This is a genomic window from Paenibacillus sp. SSG-1, assembly GCF_002224835.1.
Lineage (GTDB): Bacteria > Bacillota > Bacilli > Paenibacillales > Paenibacillaceae > Paenibacillus_AQ > Paenibacillus_AQ favisporus.
This window is the reverse complement of the sequence record NZ_MBRK01000001.1, coordinates 449,653-465,624: the sequence shown is the minus strand read 5'-3', so window position 1 is coordinate 465,624 and position 15,972 is coordinate 449,653. Positions and strand designations below refer to the sequence as shown.

The 15,972-nt window shown below is 53.4% G+C and carries 16 protein-coding genes; 5 read left to right on the top strand and 11 right to left on the bottom strand.

Annotation, left to right across the window (positions count from 1 at the left end):
- The first annotated feature begins 1 nt into the window (after nt 1).
- The 3 genes from BCV73_RS02315 to BCV73_RS02305 are packed head-to-tail and all read left to right on the top strand — an operon-like array spanning nt 2 to nt 2,767.
- Nucleotides 2-1,108 (top strand): YheC/YheD family endospore coat-associated protein, encoded by a 1,107-nt coding sequence (locus BCV73_RS02315; RefSeq protein ID WP_076170808.1) that lies wholly within the window; start codon nt 2-4, stop codon nt 1,106-1,108.
- A gap of 22 nt (nt 1,109-1,130) precedes the next feature.
- On the top strand, nt 1,131-1,652 hold the full coding sequence (locus tag BCV73_RS02310; protein WP_089545810.1) for a GNAT family N-acetyltransferase: 522 nt from the start codon (nt 1,131-1,133) through the stop codon (nt 1,650-1,652).
- Nucleotides 1,634-2,767 carry a YheC/YheD family endospore coat-associated protein gene (locus tag BCV73_RS02305; protein ID WP_089545809.1) on the top strand — a complete coding sequence of 378 codons (1,134 nt, stop codon included), beginning with the start codon at nt 1,634-1,636 and terminating at the stop codon, nt 2,765-2,767. The genes BCV73_RS02310 and BCV73_RS02305 overlap by 19 nt, the downstream gene beginning before the upstream one ends.
- Before the next feature lie 62 nt (nt 2,768-2,829).
- On the opposite strand, the gene BCV73_RS02300 is transcribed toward BCV73_RS02305, so the two are convergent.
- The 10 genes from BCV73_RS02300 to BCV73_RS02255 all read right to left on the bottom strand — a co-directional run bounded on the left by BCV73_RS02300 (nt 2,830) and on the right by BCV73_RS02255 (nt 12,346).
- On the bottom strand, nt 2,830-3,516 hold the full coding sequence (locus BCV73_RS02300; RefSeq protein WP_089545808.1) for an HAD family hydrolase: 687 nt from the start codon (nt 3,514-3,516) through the stop codon (nt 2,830-2,832).
- A gap of 123 nt (nt 3,517-3,639) precedes the next feature.
- On the bottom strand, nt 3,640-4,209 hold the full coding sequence (locus tag BCV73_RS02295; RefSeq protein WP_076170485.1) for a manganese catalase family protein: 570 nt from the start codon (nt 4,207-4,209) through the stop codon (nt 3,640-3,642).
- A gap of 34 nt (nt 4,210-4,243) precedes the next feature.
- Nucleotides 4,244-4,519, bottom strand: coding sequence for a spore coat protein CotJB (locus BCV73_RS02290; protein ID WP_076170486.1), 276 nt, complete (start codon nt 4,517-4,519; stop codon nt 4,244-4,246).
- Nucleotides 4,503-4,745, bottom strand: coding sequence for a spore coat associated protein CotJA (locus BCV73_RS02285; protein WP_275541914.1), 243 nt, complete (start codon nt 4,743-4,745; stop codon nt 4,503-4,505). Before BCV73_RS02285 ends, BCV73_RS02290 begins: the two co-directional genes overlap by 17 nt.
- Before the next feature lie 246 nt (nt 4,746-4,991).
- Nucleotides 4,992-6,023 carry a sporulation integral membrane protein YtvI gene (ytvI, locus tag BCV73_RS02280; RefSeq protein WP_076170488.1) on the bottom strand — a complete coding sequence of 344 codons (1,032 nt, stop codon included), beginning with the start codon at nt 6,021-6,023 and terminating at the stop codon, nt 4,992-4,994.
- 10 nt (nt 6,024-6,033) lie between these two features.
- Nucleotides 6,034-7,395, bottom strand: a complete 1,362-nt coding sequence (locus BCV73_RS02275; RefSeq protein ID WP_076170489.1) for a hemolysin family protein — start codon at nt 7,393-7,395, stop codon at nt 6,034-6,036.
- Nucleotides 7,396-7,411: 16 nt separating this feature from the next.
- Nucleotides 7,412-8,545: a radical SAM/CxCxxxxC motif protein YfkAB gene (gene yfkAB, locus BCV73_RS02270; protein ID WP_089545806.1), complete on the bottom strand. Its 1,134-nt coding sequence runs from the start codon at nt 8,543-8,545 to the stop codon at nt 7,412-7,414.
- A gap of 298 nt (nt 8,546-8,843) precedes the next feature.
- Complete coding sequence (locus tag BCV73_RS02265; protein ID WP_343219876.1) at nt 8,844-9,926, bottom strand: HD-GYP domain-containing protein; 1,083 nt, start codon at nt 9,924-9,926, stop codon at nt 8,844-8,846.
- A gap of 134 nt (nt 9,927-10,060) precedes the next feature.
- On the bottom strand, nt 10,061-10,888 hold the full coding sequence (locus BCV73_RS02260; RefSeq protein WP_076170492.1) for an undecaprenyl-diphosphate phosphatase: 828 nt from the start codon (nt 10,886-10,888) through the stop codon (nt 10,061-10,063).
- A gap of 21 nt (nt 10,889-10,909) precedes the next feature.
- Nucleotides 10,910-12,346: a bifunctional metallophosphatase/5'-nucleotidase gene (locus BCV73_RS02255; RefSeq protein ID WP_432206608.1), complete on the bottom strand. Its 1,437-nt coding sequence runs from the start codon at nt 12,344-12,346 to the stop codon at nt 10,910-10,912.
- Between the two features lie 130 nt (nt 12,347-12,476).
- On the opposite strand from BCV73_RS02255, the gene moaD reads away from it, so the two are divergent.
- Together moaD and BCV73_RS02245 are read left to right on the top strand one after the other, a co-directional pair.
- Nucleotides 12,477-13,205: a molybdopterin converting factor subunit 1 gene (moaD, locus tag BCV73_RS02250; RefSeq protein ID WP_089545805.1), complete on the top strand. Its 729-nt coding sequence runs from the start codon at nt 12,477-12,479 to the stop codon at nt 13,203-13,205.
- Between the two features lie 89 nt (nt 13,206-13,294).
- A complete protein-coding gene (locus tag BCV73_RS02245) occupies nt 13,295-14,344 on the top strand; it encodes an HD-GYP domain-containing protein (RefSeq protein WP_089545804.1) in 1,050 nt (349 codons plus the stop codon).
- A 230-nt stretch (nt 14,345-14,574) separates the two neighbouring features.
- On the opposite strand, the gene sufB is transcribed toward BCV73_RS02245, so the two are convergent.
- Nucleotides 14,575-15,972, bottom strand: a complete 1,398-nt coding sequence (gene sufB, locus BCV73_RS02240) for a Fe-S cluster assembly protein SufB (RefSeq protein ID WP_076170496.1) — start codon at nt 15,970-15,972, stop codon at nt 14,575-14,577.

The following is a 15,972-nucleotide window of genomic DNA, read 5'->3' as shown; positions in this document are numbered from 1 at the left end:
CATCCGGAGTCATACCGACAACAAACCCGTAGTGGCCATCCTGACCATGTCGGATTCCCACGGTTATTTCCGGGGAAATCAACAGAATTTTGAAGATATTGTCAAGACAGGACAGAAAATGGGATTTCCTGTCTATGTAGTCACAGCTAAAGATCTGAAGCTGACGGAGGATCGGATCAAAGGATTTACGCTGAATGACGAGGAGACCTGGGAACAGCAGTATTTTCCGCTGCCCCAGGTCATCTATAACCGGATTCCGCAGCGTGAAGACGAACTCCGGCCCGCTGTGCGCCAGAAAATCAAGGAATGCATGAAACATCCATCCATTTCGCTGTTCAATCCGCACTTTTTCAACAAATGGCATCTGTTCGAGTGGCTCAGAAGCTCCAAAGCGACGGAGCATCTGGTACCGAAAACCAAACGCTTCACAAGCGTGAGCACGCTGCAGAAAATGCTTGAGCGTTATCCTTGTCTCTACCTCAAGCCCGAAAGCGGAAAAGCCGGAAAAGGCATTATGATGCTGAGATACCAGAGGGACAAACTGCTTCCCTACCGGCTCAAAGTTCAGCACCACCGATCCAGCACCACGTACAAAACGCGGAATCTGTACCGCCTCTGGGCACGGATCAAAAGCGAAACCGGCAGCGCACGCTATATTATTCAGCAGGGCATCGAGCTCGCATCCGTTAACAACCGGCACTTTGACCTAAGGGCGCTGCTGCAAAAAAACAACAAAGGCTTATGGGGAGTTACCGGTATCGGAGCCAGAATGGCGGGTTCTAAGAGCATTACGACCCATGTGCCGAGAGGCGGCACGATTGAGGATCCCAGCAAGCTCCTGTCCGATGTATTCGGATCCGAGATGTCGGCCGTGATTTTAAACCGCGTCCGAACGACGGCGATCATCATCGCCCGCCAGATTGAGAAGGCTTCCGGCTACGAACATGGAGAGATGTCGATGGACCTCGGGATTGACGAGTTAGGAAATATCTGGTTCTTTGAGGCAAACGCCAAGCCGATGAAATTCGATGAACCGCATATCCGGAAGCGGTCTCTCAAGCGAATTTTCCAATACAGCGAATATCTCTCCAATCAACCTAAAATGTAATTGCAAGGGAAGTGATTGACAGGTGCAGATCTTAACGATAACCCCGACCCGTGAAGATTGGCTGCGCCAGCACGCCAAAATTCTCAAATTTGTGTTTGAACACGGCGGAAATCAGGCGGCGCGCGCAGAGTTCATTCTTCTTGCCCGATTGACGGCGGAGCAGCTCGCTGCGCCGGGAACCTCGCTTATGGCCGCAACCGTCCGATGCGAAGACGGGGAACGTCTGGCCGGTGTCAGCTTTGTATCGGGCTACGGGACCGAGGGGTGTCTCGTCGTCGTCCATCCGCTGTACCGCGGAAGAGGGATCGGCACCTCCCTTCTGGCCTCGCAGCTGCGGCAGTTAGGCACCATGCGTTGCGAGGCTCTTCTGAGCCGGCTTCCTTTTGTTAAAATGTGCTTTCGCGCCGGACTTCACGCCGTCGCCGTCCACCAGGGGGCTGCCGGAGAGCCCGCCCTGGTCATGGAGGGGCCGTGTGGAGATCCGGATGGTGCATCCATTACTCTGACCCAAGAAGGTGATCCCCTGTGCCGCTACCCGTGTTAGGCATCTTGACGCTGTATCTGAACGAGCATAAGCATTTGGAGGAAAAACCGATCTATCAGAAAATGATCGTTGAAGGCGGCAAGCTGGGACTTGACGTATTTGTGTTTACCCCGATGGACGTCAGCGACAGCAAGAAAAAAATCTTTGCTATGGAATACGACGCAAAGCAAAAGAAGTGGACCCGGCGATGGAGAAACTTCCCGGATATGATTTATGACCGGTGCCGCATCCAGAAAAGCCCCCGCTTTGCCCAGCTTCTGCAGTTCCGGAGCCGGTACAGCAAGATGCTGTTTCTGAACAAACCGCTCCGCAACAAATGGACCATTCACGAGGTGCTGTCCAAAAAGGCGGAATTCCGGAAGTTTCTGCCGGAAACGCGCCTGTATCACGGACTGACAGACGTCCACCAAATGCTGAAGAATAGGTCTGTCGTATTTTTAAAACCGATCAACGGAACCGGCGGGCGGGGTATTTTACGGATTGAAAAATTGAAAGCTGCTTCCCAGTACTACATTCAAGGACGGAATCAGCAGCGGAAAATCATCTCTCCGCAAAAAATCCACGCTTCCCGGCTCGGCGCCATTCTGAGCGGCTGGAATATGAAGGACCGGTATTTGATCCAAGAAGGCATCGCCGTGGAGCTTCCCGACGGCCGGGTTCATGACTACCGCATGCTGGTGCAGAAAAACAAGGAGGGACATTGGCAGCTGACCGGCATTGCCGGCCGGGTGGGGGCGCCGCGGAGCGTCACCTCCAACCTGCACGGCGGCGGAAGAGCCGTGCCCGCTCATCAAATGCTGTCTTCTTGGATCACGAATGAGGAGCAGCGGCAGGAAGTAATCTCGACGGCAGGCAAGATGGGCGTGGACATCGCCGCCTATCTGGAGCATCAGTACGGACCATTGTGCGAGCTCGCGCTCGATCTCGCCATCAACCGGAAAGGGCGGATTTACCTGCTCGAAGTCAATCCCAAGCCCGCGAGGGAAGTCTTCTCCCAGATCGGCGAGCCCGAACTGTACCGCACGGCCATTACCAGACCGTTGGAGTACGCCCTGTGGGTTTACAAGCAGAAGACGGAAACCGCCGACACTAAAGAAAACAAACCGCAGCTCTAGCGCGGTTTGTTTTTCTTTATATGCAGCTATGATTATTCCTTCTTAGGCGGCTCATAACCGATTTACACCGATGAGGCATACAGCCCCAGAAGTTCGTCGAACGAGCTGATGAGGACGTCGGACCCTGCCAGTTCATCCGGGTTTCCAAACCCGGCATATTGGCATCCGATGACGGCGAGGCCGTTCTTCCGGCCGGCTTCCACATCCGAAGATCGGTCACCCACCATCCAGGCGCTGCTTACACCTTCGCGCTGAAGCAGTAATTCCACCAGATGCACCTTTGATTTGGTTCCGTGCTCCCCGGCACTGTACAGGCCGTCAAAAAGGTCCAGCATGCCGTGGGCCTCCGCGATCCCTTTTACGTAATGCTCCAGCCCGTTGCTTGCTACATACAGGCGCACGCCCTGCTCCTTCAATCGTGCCAGCGTTTCCTTCACGCCGGGATAGAGCTCGGTGTTCCCTGCCTTGAGCCCCTCCAATTCCAGCTGGAGAAGGAGCTCGTTAGCACGTGCATGGGCACGTTCGCTTCCGTCCGGCATGACTACTTTCCAAATGTCTTCCAGCAGCATCCCGAGACTGCCCATCATCCGTTCCGCCGGAGGCGTCGGTGCAGTATAAAGCCCCTCCTCCCGCAGCTTGTCGAACAACCGCTGATGGGCCGGCAGCAGCAGCGATTCGGTTTTGAACAGCGTGCCGTCCATGTCGAACAATATCGCCTGCGGCTTGTTCAATGTCTTCTCTTTGTCCATCGGTTATCTTCCCTTTCATTGCCTGCTTTAATGCGTAATACTCAGTATCACCCAATTACATGCCTATGATAAGGGAAGTGCCAAGCCTTGTAAACTTCGGTCGTTCATAAAAAAGGTTAGCCTTTAGAAGAACCGTTTTTTACCCCGGTCATCTTTAATGATCTCCACGGCCTCCCGGAACCGGGTCGAATGGACGATTTCCCGCTCCCGAAGGAACTTCAGTCCGTCCTGCAGGTCCACGTCATCCGTCATGTCAATCAGCCACTGGTATGTAGCCCTGGCCTTTTCTTCGGCGGCGATGTCCTCATATAAATCGGCGAGCGGATCGCCTTTGGCCTGAATGTACGCCGCCGTCCATGGGACCCCGGCTGCATTTTGGTAGTACAATGCTTTGTCATGATTGACATAGTGGTCTGCGAGTCCTGCCGCCTTCAGCTGATCCGGCGTCGCATCTTTTGTCAATTTATAAACCATAGTGGCAATCATTTCCAAATGGGCAAATTCCTCCGTGCCGATGTCGTTGAGAATGCCGATGACCTTATCCGGGATGGTGTACCGTTGATTCAAATATCTCAAGGCAGCGGCCAATTCCCCGTCGGCACCGCCGTACTGCTCCAGCAGCAACCGGGCCATATATGGATCACACTTGCCGACCCTGACCGGATACTGCAGCTTTTTTTCATATATCCACATGCGGGACATTCGCCTCCTTTAGATTCTTTGCCGGTTACACCTGCCATGGCCACGGGGCCTGCGGCCATTCAAACGGGAACTTCGAATAGGCATGGCCGAAATGCATCAACGGTCCATAGGATTCCTGAAACTCCCGGACGATCGGGATCCGCTCCTGGGCGAGCCGGTTGTACTGCTCGATGCTTTTTAAATCGTCCGGATGCGTATCCAGGAACAGATTCAGCTCGACCAAGGCGAAATCGATCATCTGCAGCTTTTCAAGCAGCTCGTAATAGCGCTGATCCACCGCCGGTTTAGACTGATTCTCCATCACTCCCCACCTCCTCCACTCTTTTGCCTTTAGATTCATAAGGGCTGTAAAGGTTCGGCCAAAGCGTTCCCAGCTTCAGCGCCTCGGCGAGGCTGAATTGCGGCCAGTCCAGAGGCTGGAACACGATATACTGGTTGGGCGGGACGACGTACGTCCTGTAAGGCAGCGGCGGGCACGGATCAAACGGGCCAATGAAAGGCTTATACACTCGTACCTGTGAGTTCACCACTTGCTCCTCCTTTTTGTTGTCCATACTAAAGTCGCTGATTTCCCTCGAGAAGGCGAAAAATCAGACACTCTTCGTAATTAAACATATGACCCATCCGCGGAATCTGAACAAAAAAGTTCATGGGACAACAAAAAGACCCCTGATTTGCGGTCGATTTACCGCCAAGGGGTCAGTGTAAAGGACTCTAGCAGCTTCTGTCGAAGCGCTGGATGAAGCGCGAGCCTTCAATGAGATGATGAACTTTTAAAATCTGATCTTGATCTGGAACAGTCCCGCTTTCCGGACCGCCGAATAAATAATGACCACCAGCGGGCCGATAAATACGCCGATCACGCCGACGAGCTTGAAGCCGATATACATGCTCACCAGAGCCGACAGGGCACCGATGCCGACAGAATCGCCGATGATCTTAGGCTCGACCACCCGACGGGCAATCGTAATGACCCCAAACAGCAGCATCAGCCCAAAGCCGGTATAAGAGTCGCCCACGATAAACAGGTATACCGCCCAGGGAATCAGCACCGAGCCGACCCCCAGAATCGGCAAAATATCGACGACCATGATCAGCAGGGCGATCGCCAGCGGGTAATGAATGTCGAGGATGAGCAGCCCCGTGAGCGTCAATACATAGGTAAAAGCGCTCAGGATCATCTGGGCCTGAATAAAGCCGAAGATGGACCGTTTCAGGCTGTGCAGCACCTCGTTGATCTGGTCTTGGGTCTCCTCCTCGAACAGGGATAGAATCCCTGCCTTGATCGTCTCCAGTCCAAAGCTGAACAGATAGACAGCGACAAAGAAAACCACCAAAAACACGAACGTGCCGGGTATGCCCTTGGCAAAAGATAAAAAGGTTGACGACAACGAGTTGATGAGCGACTCGGCGTATGACGTCAGATTGGTCAGCATTTCCCTCAGGCTCTCGGCCAGCTCCGGCTGAAACCGGTCAAACAGCCCTCTCGCCTGGATCAGCGTCGTCTGCACGAAATCGTCGGCCGACGCAAAATATGCCGGCGCATTCTTCCAGTATTCCAGCAGCTGGGCGAAAACCTGAAAACCCAGCATGTACACCAAAAGAAGAATCATGAGCATAAACAACGTACATGTAAGCGAAGCGGCAGCGACACGGTTCCATTTCAGCCTCCCGATCAGCATCCGGTTGATCGGCTCCAGCGAAACGGCCACGAGCGCGGCCAGTACAAATGGGGCGCCTGCCGTAAACAGCAAATACAGCAGGAGCAGTCCCACACCGACGAACACCAGCTGTTTGCCAGTCATGCTTCACTCCTTAATCCCCGTTATCCGTCCCTTCCTGTTCCTCCTCGTCGATGACTTCCGTATCGGCAACGCGGTGAATGTTAACCCGGGTAATCCGGAGCTTGGTCGATTCCTCGACCTCAAACACGAAATTGCTCACCTGGACCTTTTTGCCTTTTACCGGATTGCCTTCCAGCTCCTTGAACAGCCAGCCGCCGATCGAATCAACCTCGTCATCCTCAATGATGACGCCGGTCAGATCGTTGACATCCTCGATCAGCATCCGCCCGTCAACCGAGATGACATCCTCCTGGATTTCAACATCGGGACGCTCGTCCTCAAATTCGTCATAGAGCTCCCCGACGATTTCTTCGAGGATCTCTTCGGCCGTCAGCATGCCGGCCGTGCCGCCGTATTCGTCGACCACCAGCGTCAGCTGGGCATGCTTCTTCTGCATGAGGCGCAGCACGTGGCTGATTTCCATCGACTCCGGCACGTTCAGAATCGGACGGACCAGTGAGGTCAGCTCCTTCTGATGTTCGGCGTCGGCCAGGAGAAAATCGGTAATATGCACAAATCCGATAATCTGGTCCTTGTCCTCCACGGCGACAGGATAACGGGAATGCTTCGTATCACTGATGATCTGCAGGTTCTCTTCCAGCGTATTCGTCGTGTACAGGCAGTCCATATCCGTCCGTGGGAGCATAATTTCGCGCGCCAGCAGGTCGGAGAACTCGAAGATGTTGTCCATCAGCTTCATCTCGTCCTTATCGATGACCCCGCTTTTGGCGCTCTGATTCATTAATATGCGGATCTCCTCTTCAGAATGCGCAGCTTCTGCTTCGCTGGCCGGATGAACGCCGAACAAGCGCAGCAATCCGTTGGCGGAAGCGTTGAGCAGCCAAATGAAAGGAAAAAATATTTTATAAAAGGCCATCAGCGGTGCGGACAGCAGCAGTGCGGCCCCTTCCGTCTTCTGAATGGCAAGCGACTTGGGGGCCAGTTCCCCAAGCACGATATGTAAGAAAGTAATGACACAGAACCCGAGCACCACGGATACGGTGGCGATGAGCGTTCTGTCGGTAACGCCCATTTTATACATCAAAGGCTCTACCAGTAGTTCCGAAATGGCCGGCTCCCCGATCCAGCCGAGACCGAGGGATGCCAGCGTAATGCCGAATTGGGTAGCGGACAAATAAGCGTCCAGTTTGTTGTTCACCCGGAGCGCATAGCCGGCCAGCCGGTTCCCTTCGCTGACCAGCTGCGTCAGCCGGGACTGCCTCATTTTTACAAGCGAAAATTCGGCGGCCACAAACACGCCGTTAAAAAATACCAGCAGCAGAACAAAAAAGAGGTTTAAAAGCAGTTTGCCTATTTCTAACTCCCCGTCCAATGACAACGCCCCATTTCTATAATAAGTTCGCTTTTTTCAGGGTAAAATCGGTATCTTTATAATACATGTCCTTCACGAGCAGATTCGGTCCGCAGCAGCCCACAGCGTCGCAATGGCAGTTCACGGTCTTGTTCAGCGGATGCCCGGTCTGCCACGCATTAAAGATGTCGTCGAGGCGGCCGGTTTGAATATTGCCGAACGCCGGAATATCGGAAAAGTCGGTGACGTAGACGTCGCCCGAGAACAAATTGACGTTGACGCGGTTGCGGCCGTCAGGATCGTTGCGCACGGTAACGTTCGGCTCATCCGCAAGCCTGCGGATCAGCTTCAGATCCTCGTGAATATCGCTGCAGGCGAAGAACGGGAGTGTTCCGAACAGCATCCACATCTGCGGATCGCGAACATCCAGCAAGCTGTGGATCGCCTTGCGCGTCTCATCCAAAGAAAGCATCGGAAGCTCCGTGGCAAAATTGGAGGCATACATCGGATGCACTTCATGGCGGCGGCAGCCCATTTCCCCTATTAGTTTGTGAATTCCTGCAAGCTTTGTATGCGTCCGGTAATTAATCATGGACTCCGCCGAAATGAACATGCCCGCTTCGCTCAGCTTCAGGGCGTTCTCCATCATTTTGTCATACATGCGGTAGGCGGTTTCCTTCGGAACCGGATGGTTGCTGTTGGCGAAGCCCACCTCATGGAAATCGTCTCCGTTCAAATAGTTGAACGAAATATGCATCACGTCAAGGTACGGCAGCATCGCCTCATATCTGCTGATATCCAGCGTCAAATTGGAGTTGATCTGCGTGCGGACTCCCCGGTCCTGAGCATATTTGAGCAGAGGGACGATCACCTCTTTCACCGTCTTCTCCCGGAAGGAGGGCTCGCCTCCGGTCAGGCTGATCGTCTGCAGATGCTCGACCTCGTCCAGACGCCGCAGCATCAAATCCAGCGGAAGAAATTCTGCCTCTTTCATGACGAGCATATCGCCGACCGCACAGTGCTCGCAGCGCATATTGCACAAATGCGTCACCGTCATTTCGACACTGGTCAGCACATGCCGGCCATATGTACGAAGGGATTCAATCGGATCCCATGGGTCATTGCTCGGAGATAAGGGGGCAAGGGCTCCCCGGGTATTTACAGTATTCATTATTTACTCACCTTATTTCTTTATTTAACCCAAAACACGGTTTTTGTGTAACCTTTATTTTCCAGACCCAGCGCAGTCCGGTTGTCTCAGGATGAATATGTCATTCCTTCTATCATACCATGAAGCGCGAAAAATCTCTCTGTCTGAATAGGTATGCCGGGACAAGAAGAAAAAAGACCCCTAAACCGGCGGCTCCTGCGGGCAGCAGGGAAATCGAATTTCCACCGCATCCATTACTGCCCGATACCGCTCGCTTTATGGGTCTTCCGGTCATGAAAAATCCTAATTCCTGCTCTCGCTAATCCCCGAGAACGCCGTCAATAATAACGGAGAGCGACTGGGACAGGTCCACCTCGTAAGGTGCCAGCAGCGGCACCCCTTCCGGATCCTGCAATATGCGGACCACGGGACGATGGGGCATATGGGAGTGAATTTTCGACACCACTCCCGTCTCCCCGGTACTCAGCTTGACCGACAAGCCGGGCGGATAGATCGCCACTTTATCCCGGAACAGCTCCAGCTTCTTTTGGTCGTACAAGGTACCTGCCCCGCCATACAGCACTTCAGCGGCCTGATGCGGAAGCATCGCAGGCCGGTACACCCTGTGCGAGGTCATCGCATCGTAGGAGTCGGCGAGCGCCACCCACTGGGCATATTCGTGAATATCATCACCCTTGATGCCGCGCGGATAACCTGACCCGTTCATCCGTTCATGATGCTGAAAGGCGCAGTGCGCGGCCAGGAGCGGAATATTCGGCTCGTCCTTCAGGATTTTAAAGCCGATTTGGGCATGCGCCTGCATGAGACGGAATTCCTCATCATCCAGCTTTTGCGGCTTGAACAGCACTTTTTGGGGAATTTGGGTTTTTCCGATGTCATGCAGCAGCGAACCCAGCCCCAGCACCATCAGCTGGTCCTGCGTATAACCGCTCGCAATCCCCAGCACAAGTGAATATACGCACACATTTAAGGAATGCTTATATAAGTAATGATCTGCGGTGTTCATGTCCATCAGCATGATCATGCAGTCCTCCTGGGAACTGACATCTTCAAGGATGGACTCCATCACCTTGGAAAACTGCTTTCCGAGATGGTGATACCCTCCAGTAATCGGGGAGGCTTCGGATAACCGCTGAAAATTGACGCGAATATTCTGAAGAGCCTGACGCCTCGTTTCCTCCCGGAGCATTTCGGGAATATCGATGCCTTCCGTCAGATGATCTTCCACATAAATATAACCGATGTCCAGCTTTTGCAGGCGGCTGATCAGCAAGGAGGTGAGCTCCACGCCTTCCGCGAGAAGCACAACACCCTCGTCGCTGTATATCTTTTTGCCGATTTTCATTCCCTGCTGCAGCATCGGAACGGGTACCAAACGCAACACGATCCACTCCTGCCTAAAATCACGGCCGCCAGGTTATTGCTTCCCAGGTCCGTTTACCTAGTTTCCCCATGCCATCCTATGTAGCCCATTCACGCTATGCGGAATTAGTCCATCACATTACGGTTCTTGAATCAGCGCATAACGAACAGCCAGAACACGGCGGCAAGCACAAACCGGTAAATAGCGAAATGGGTCAGACGAATTTTTTGAATCAATTTCATAAAAGCAAGCACAACGACATAGGCCACCACAAAAGCTACGATAAATCCGATGACGAACATGCCGATCGTATCCTTGGTCATATACTTGTACGAATCCAGCATTTCATAGCCGGAAGCGGCGCACATGATCGGAATGGCGATCAGAAACGAGAAATCGGCCGACGCCTTGTAGCTAGCCCCGCTCAGCATCCCTCCGGAAATCGTGGATCCCGAACGCGAAAATCCCGGCCATACAACAGATAAAATTTGATAAAGCCCGATCAACAGCACCTGCTTGTACGACAGGTCATCCATCGTTTCGGCGGTGATTCTGGCTTTGGACTTGTTAAACCACTCGGCAAAAATCATGAAGATCCCGCCCACGATCAGCGCCCAGATAACCGTATTTGCGCTGAACAGGCTCTTGATAAAGTCCCTGGCAAAAAAGGCCACGATGAGTGCAGGGGCGATCCCGATGATAACATGCAGCAGATTCAGCTTTTTGCCGGACCGCAGGCTTCCGGATTCGGGCATGGTCCGCTTGATGCCCAGCAGATCCAGAATCCGTCTCCAATAGACGAGGGCGATCGCCAGAATGGCCCCCAGCTGAATGACGATTTCAAAGGTTTTCATAATGGGGTCCTGCTCATCATAGCCCAAGAGCTTGGACGTCAATATCATGTGCCCCGTTGAAGAGACCGGAATAAATTCCGTAACCCCCTCCACAATCCCCAAGATAATTGCAGTAATGGTATCCATTTCTTCCTCCTCTGGTCCTTCTTAAACAACCTCGATCCAACGGTGCTTGCCGCAGGTATCCAGACTTCCGGGACGCTGGAGCTCAAGTCTCAGCAGGTCCCGCAAAAACTCGGGAAGCAAGTATTTCGGATCTTCCCCCCGAGAAATCTGCTCGTATCCCGTCCCGAATGTAAACATGTCCAACGTTCCAACAGTGTACATCCGGTCGTCCCGCAGCGGCTCCCCCTGAAGCGAAATTTGAACAATCCTATCATAAGGGATGCGGCTTGGATCGTACAAGACTTCAATTCCGTCCACCGCGATATTGCCGAGAACATTGCCGCGGAACCCGAATCCCCGGATTTCCTTGCTCCAATATTCCGGCAGGAGGCTCTCCTCCAGGCTTCGCCGGATATGCTCCCCTTTGAGGCTGACCACGCAGGGATTAATCGGAGATGGGCAGAGCTCGTGAAGGAGTCCCGCCGTAATTTCCCCTTCCGGCAGATCGCCCAGCAGCTGCCCCGTGTTGACAAGCGACAGCTCCGCGCCGGTAAACTGGCGGACCGACTGCGCCAGCAAATTGCCGAACGGCGACTCTCCCGTATGCGTCAGGGACAGCGGCCGGTCCGTAACCGCCACAGGCTCTTTCAGGGCTTCTTCGGCCCGCTCGCGATGAATTCCAAGGGCGCGGGACACCGTTTCATCTAAAAGGTTGGTATCAATTGGCTGGCATCCTCCCTCGATGACACGGAAACGGCCGTCATCCTGTTGAGTCATGACGACCTTACCAACGTATTGACCGTACTTTCCCGCTGCGCACAGCACCGTATCACCGATCCGCAGCGGCTCTTCCAGCAGATGGTGGGTATGCCCGCCGAGAATCAGGTCGATACCCGGAATCCGTTCTGCCATCAGCCGGTCGGTAGACAGCCCGAGGTGGGATAAAACGATCACGATATCGGCCTCCGGACGCAGCGCCTCCACCTGCTCCTGCAACGCTTGCAGCGGCTCCAGGGCATCCCAGCCGAGCAGTTTGTAGAAGTCGGCGAACGGAGCCGTAGCTCCCGTCAGCCCGATCCGGATCCCGTCCTTGTCCAGAATGACGCGTTTCTTCATCCATGCGGGCGGCGCCGAGCTGAGCTGCTCATGGATGTTGCAGCAAATAACCGGGGACTGCAGGCCCGCATAAAGGCGTTCCAGCACGTCCGGGGTAAATGTCAGCCCCTCATTGTTCCCGATCGTCACCGCCTCGTATCCCGTTAAATTCAATATGTCGATGTTCGTCTGGCCCATCGTCCCCTCGGTTTCGACGGCCGTCCGGTCCATATGATCTCCTATATCCACCAGTAAAAGAGGACTCTCCGCCGCCTGAGCGCGTTCGGCGGCAGCCAGGGCTGCAATGGAACTAACCGTTTCAAAGTGGCTGTGTATATCATTCGTATGCAGGATTGTAATCGATTTTGCCTGGTTCTGCAGCATCATTGGGTAACCTCCCCTTTCACTGTTCTCGCCTTGTTAGGCCCAAATGCTCCTAGGGATAAGCATAACATTTTCAAGGTGGATATGGTATATTGAAGACATGAACTACCACGCCCGAGGAGAGAAAGAAATGCAGCTTGATATTCGATTGTTTGCCGGTCTTGCAGAACGGCTCCAAACCTCTGTTTTAACTTTGTCCGTCGAAGGGGAATCCATCACAGCCGACGGCTTGAAACAAAAGCTGACCGAATTATACCCGGAGGCTGCCGCGCAGATCTCCGTTTCTTTTGTTGCCGTTAATCAGAATTATGCGCCGGGTGACGCGCTTATTACGGAAGGTGACGAAGTCGCCCTGATTCCGCCCGTATCGGGCGGAGACGGAAGTAGCTCAGTACAGGAAGCATCAGCAGACGGCCTATACTGTATTACCGATCAGCCACTGTCCGTTGATGAGGTGACGTCCAAGGTGCTGGACGACAACCATGGCGCCACGCTGTCTTTTGTCGGGACAACCCGGGAAATGACGGGTGAGCAGCGCACCGTTCACTTGGAATACGATGCGTATATCCCGATGGCACTGGCGCAGCTTGAATTGATCGGCCGTGAAATCGCCGAACGTTGGCCGGGCACGCGCTGTGCGATTTCGCACCGGATCGGTACAGTCGATGTGAAAGAGATCAGCGTCATCATCGCGGTATCGACCGGGCACCGGGAGGCTTGTTATGAAGCGAGCCGGTATGCGATTGAGAAGCTCAAACAGTCCGTGCCCATTTGGAAGAAGGAAATTTGGGAGGATGGGTCGGAATGGAAGGGACATCAAAAGGGGCCGTGGGACCCGACGCTCCCCCCTTCCGTCTAAGAAGAGTTCGTTGATAATCCATATTTTTCTTGCTAATATAGATTTCAAAACAATAGGTTCCAATCTGAACAATGAGGTGACGATCAGTTTTGAGAGTTCATGTCACGGAATTACGGCCCGGTGATCGGCTTCAAGCCGATACGTTTAACGATATCGGGCTTCATGTGCTCCACAAAGGGAAGGAACTGAAGCTTGAAGAGATCAGCAAGCTGATTCAGCATGGCATCGCTTATGTGGAGGTTGACCCCTCCCGGCCGGATGAGCCGACCGCTTCATCACCGTTCCTTTCCGGTCAACCTGCTTCCAAGGTGGAAGAACAGGTTGGACAAGCGGTGGACGGGTTTGAGTCGCTGTATCTGGAAGCCCTTTCGACAGGCCGGATCAACACGACCGTCGTCAATGACATTATGGAGCCGCTGGTGGACCGGCTCAGCACCCATACCGACGTGGTCTCCCTCCTCTTGTCCATCAATCCGGAAGACGAATATACATACCAACATTCCGTTCAGGTCGGCATTCTTTCCTACTACATATCTACCTGGCTCGGGTATGCTCCCGAGGAGGCCTACGCAGCCGGAAAAGCGGGTTTTTTGCATGACATCGGCAAATGCCTCGTCCCCGCCGAGCTGCTGTACAAACCCGGCAAGCTTACGTCGGAAGAATTTGAAGAAATGAAGCGTCATACCGTCTACGGTTACGATATCATCCGAAGCTCCACCAACGATGAAATTCCCGCGCTGGTCGCGCTGCAGCATCATGAACGTGACGACGGGAGCGGCTATCCCCACCAATGCGGCGAGCTTGAAGTCCATCCTTTTTCGCGGATTACCGCGGTGGCCGACGTGTTTAGTGCGATGACAACGAACCGTGTGTATCAGACGAAGCAGGAACTGCTGACCGTGCTCCGCGAGCTGTACAGCCTCAGCTTCGGTAAGCTGAGCCCCCGGGCAACCCAGGCGTTTATCAGCCATATGCTCCCGAACTTTATCGGCAAACGGGTCACCTTGACTTCCGGGGAAACCGGCACCATTATCATGACCAATCCGGCGGATTTCTTCCGTCCGCTTGTGAAGACCAAGGACCGGTTCATCGATCTGTCCTCTGACCGGAATATTGCCATCGATCAAATTTATATGTAACCCGTTCAATGCAAAAGAAGCCCTCGGTTGAGGGCTTCTTTTTAATGATGGCCAGAAAAAACCGTCTATCGACGTACTTTCTTAGAAGACAGGCCGCTTTTATCCGAAGCTTTTCTTGCGATATAAAGGATGCCGAGTCTCCGAAGTTTATACTCTCTTATTCTAATAAAAAAGCGTGCCCCGCGAAGCCGCCGTAACGGCTGCGCAGAACACGCTTTGTCTGCTTACTATTAACCGATGGAGCCTTCCATCTCGAACTTGATCAGGCGGTTCATTTCGACCGCGTATTCCATTGGGAGCTCCTTCGTGAACGGCTCGATGAAGCCCATAACGATCATTTGCGTCGCCTCGGCTTCGGTGAGACCACGGCTCATCAAGTAGAAGAGCTGATCTTCCGATACCTTGGATACCGTCGCTTCGTGCTCCAGAACGATGTTGTCGTTCTTGATCTCGTTGTACGGAATCGTGTCCGAAGTGGACTCGTTATCCAGGATCAGCGTATCGCACTTGATGTTGGCTTTCGCGCCTTCCGCGTTGCGGCCGAAGGAAGCGAGACCGCGGTAGGTGACCTTGCCGCCGTGCTTACTGATCGACTTCGATACGATCGTGGACGTCGTATCCGGAGCCAAGTGAATCATCTTGGCGCCTGCATCCTGATGCTGGCCTTTGCCTGCAACCGCAATGGACAGCACCATGCCTTTCGCGCCGCGTCCTTTCAGCAGCACTGCCGGATATTTCATCGTCAGCTTGGAGCCGATGTTGCCGTCTACCCATTCCATCGTGGCGTTCTCTTCAGCTACCGCCCGTTTGGTAACAAGGTTGTAGATGTTCGGCGCCCAGTTTTGGATCGTCGTATAACGCACGCGTGCGTTTTTCTTACAGATGATCTCAACGACCGCACTGTGCAGCGAGTTCGTGCTGTAGATTGGAGCGGTACAGCCTTCGACATAATGCACGAAGCTGTCTTCGTCCGCAATGATCAGCGTACGTTCGAATTGGCCCATGTTCTCGGAATTAATCCGGAAGTAAGCCTGCAGCGGGATTTCACATTTAACGCCTTTTGGAACGTAAATGAAGCTTCCTCCGGACCATACCGCACTGTTCAGCGCAGCAAATTTGTTATCGGTAGGAGGAACGACAGTCGCAAAGTGCTCTCTGAAAATTTCAGGATGCTCTTTCAGCGCCGTGTCGGTATCCATGAAGATAACCCCTTGGTCTTCCAGGTCTTTCTGCATGTTGTGATACACAACTTCGGATTCATACTGGGCGGATACACCGGCCAGGAATTTCTGCTCGGCTTCCGGAATACCCAGCTTGTCAAAGGTTTCTTTGATCTCAGCCGGTACTTCTTCCCACGTCTTTCCTTGCTTCTCGGAAGGTCTTACGTAGTACTGGATATCGTTGAAGTCCAGTTCATCCAGGTCGCCGCCCCAGCGGGGCATCGGCATTTTTTCAAACTGCTCCAATGATTTCAGACGGAATTCAAGCATCCATTCCGGCTCGTTTTTGATTTTGGAAATTTCGGTAACAATCTCACGGGTAAGTCCTTTACCGGTTTGGAATACCGCTTTATGTTCGTCGCGGAATCCATATTTATACTCTTCTATTTCAGGCGCTTTTTTGGCCAT

Coding starts and splice junctions, on each gene's coding strand:
- BCV73_RS02300 (WP_089545808.1), bottom strand. CDS start 3,516: ATGGACAAAGAGAAGACATTGAACAAGCCGCAGGCGATATTGTTCGAC.
- BCV73_RS02295 (WP_076170485.1), bottom strand. CDS start 4,209: ATGTGGATATATGAAAAAAAGCTGCAGTATCCGGTCAGGGTCGGCAAG.
- BCV73_RS02290 (WP_076170486.1), bottom strand. CDS start 4,519: ATGGAGAATCAGTCTAAACCGGCGGTGGATCAGCGCTATTACGAGCTG.
- ytvI (WP_076170488.1), bottom strand. CDS start 6,023: ATGACTGGCAAACAGCTGGTGTTCGTCGGTGTGGGACTGCTCCTGCTG.
- yfkAB (WP_089545806.1), bottom strand. CDS start 8,545: ATGAATACTGTAAATACCCGGGGAGCCCTTGCCCCCTTATCTCCGAGC.
- BCV73_RS02260 (WP_076170492.1), bottom strand. CDS start 10,888: ATGGATACCATTACTGCAATTATCTTGGGGATTGTGGAGGGGGTTACG.
- BCV73_RS02255 (WP_432206608.1), bottom strand. CDS start 12,346: ATGCTGCAGAACCAGGCAAAATCGATTACAATCCTGCATACGAATGAT.
- moaD (WP_089545805.1), top strand. CDS start 12,477: ATGCAGCTTGATATTCGATTGTTTGCCGGTCTTGCAGAACGGCTCCAA.
- sufB (WP_076170496.1), bottom strand. CDS start 15,972: ATGGCCAAAAAAGCGCCTGAAATAGAAGAGTATAAATATGGATTCCGC.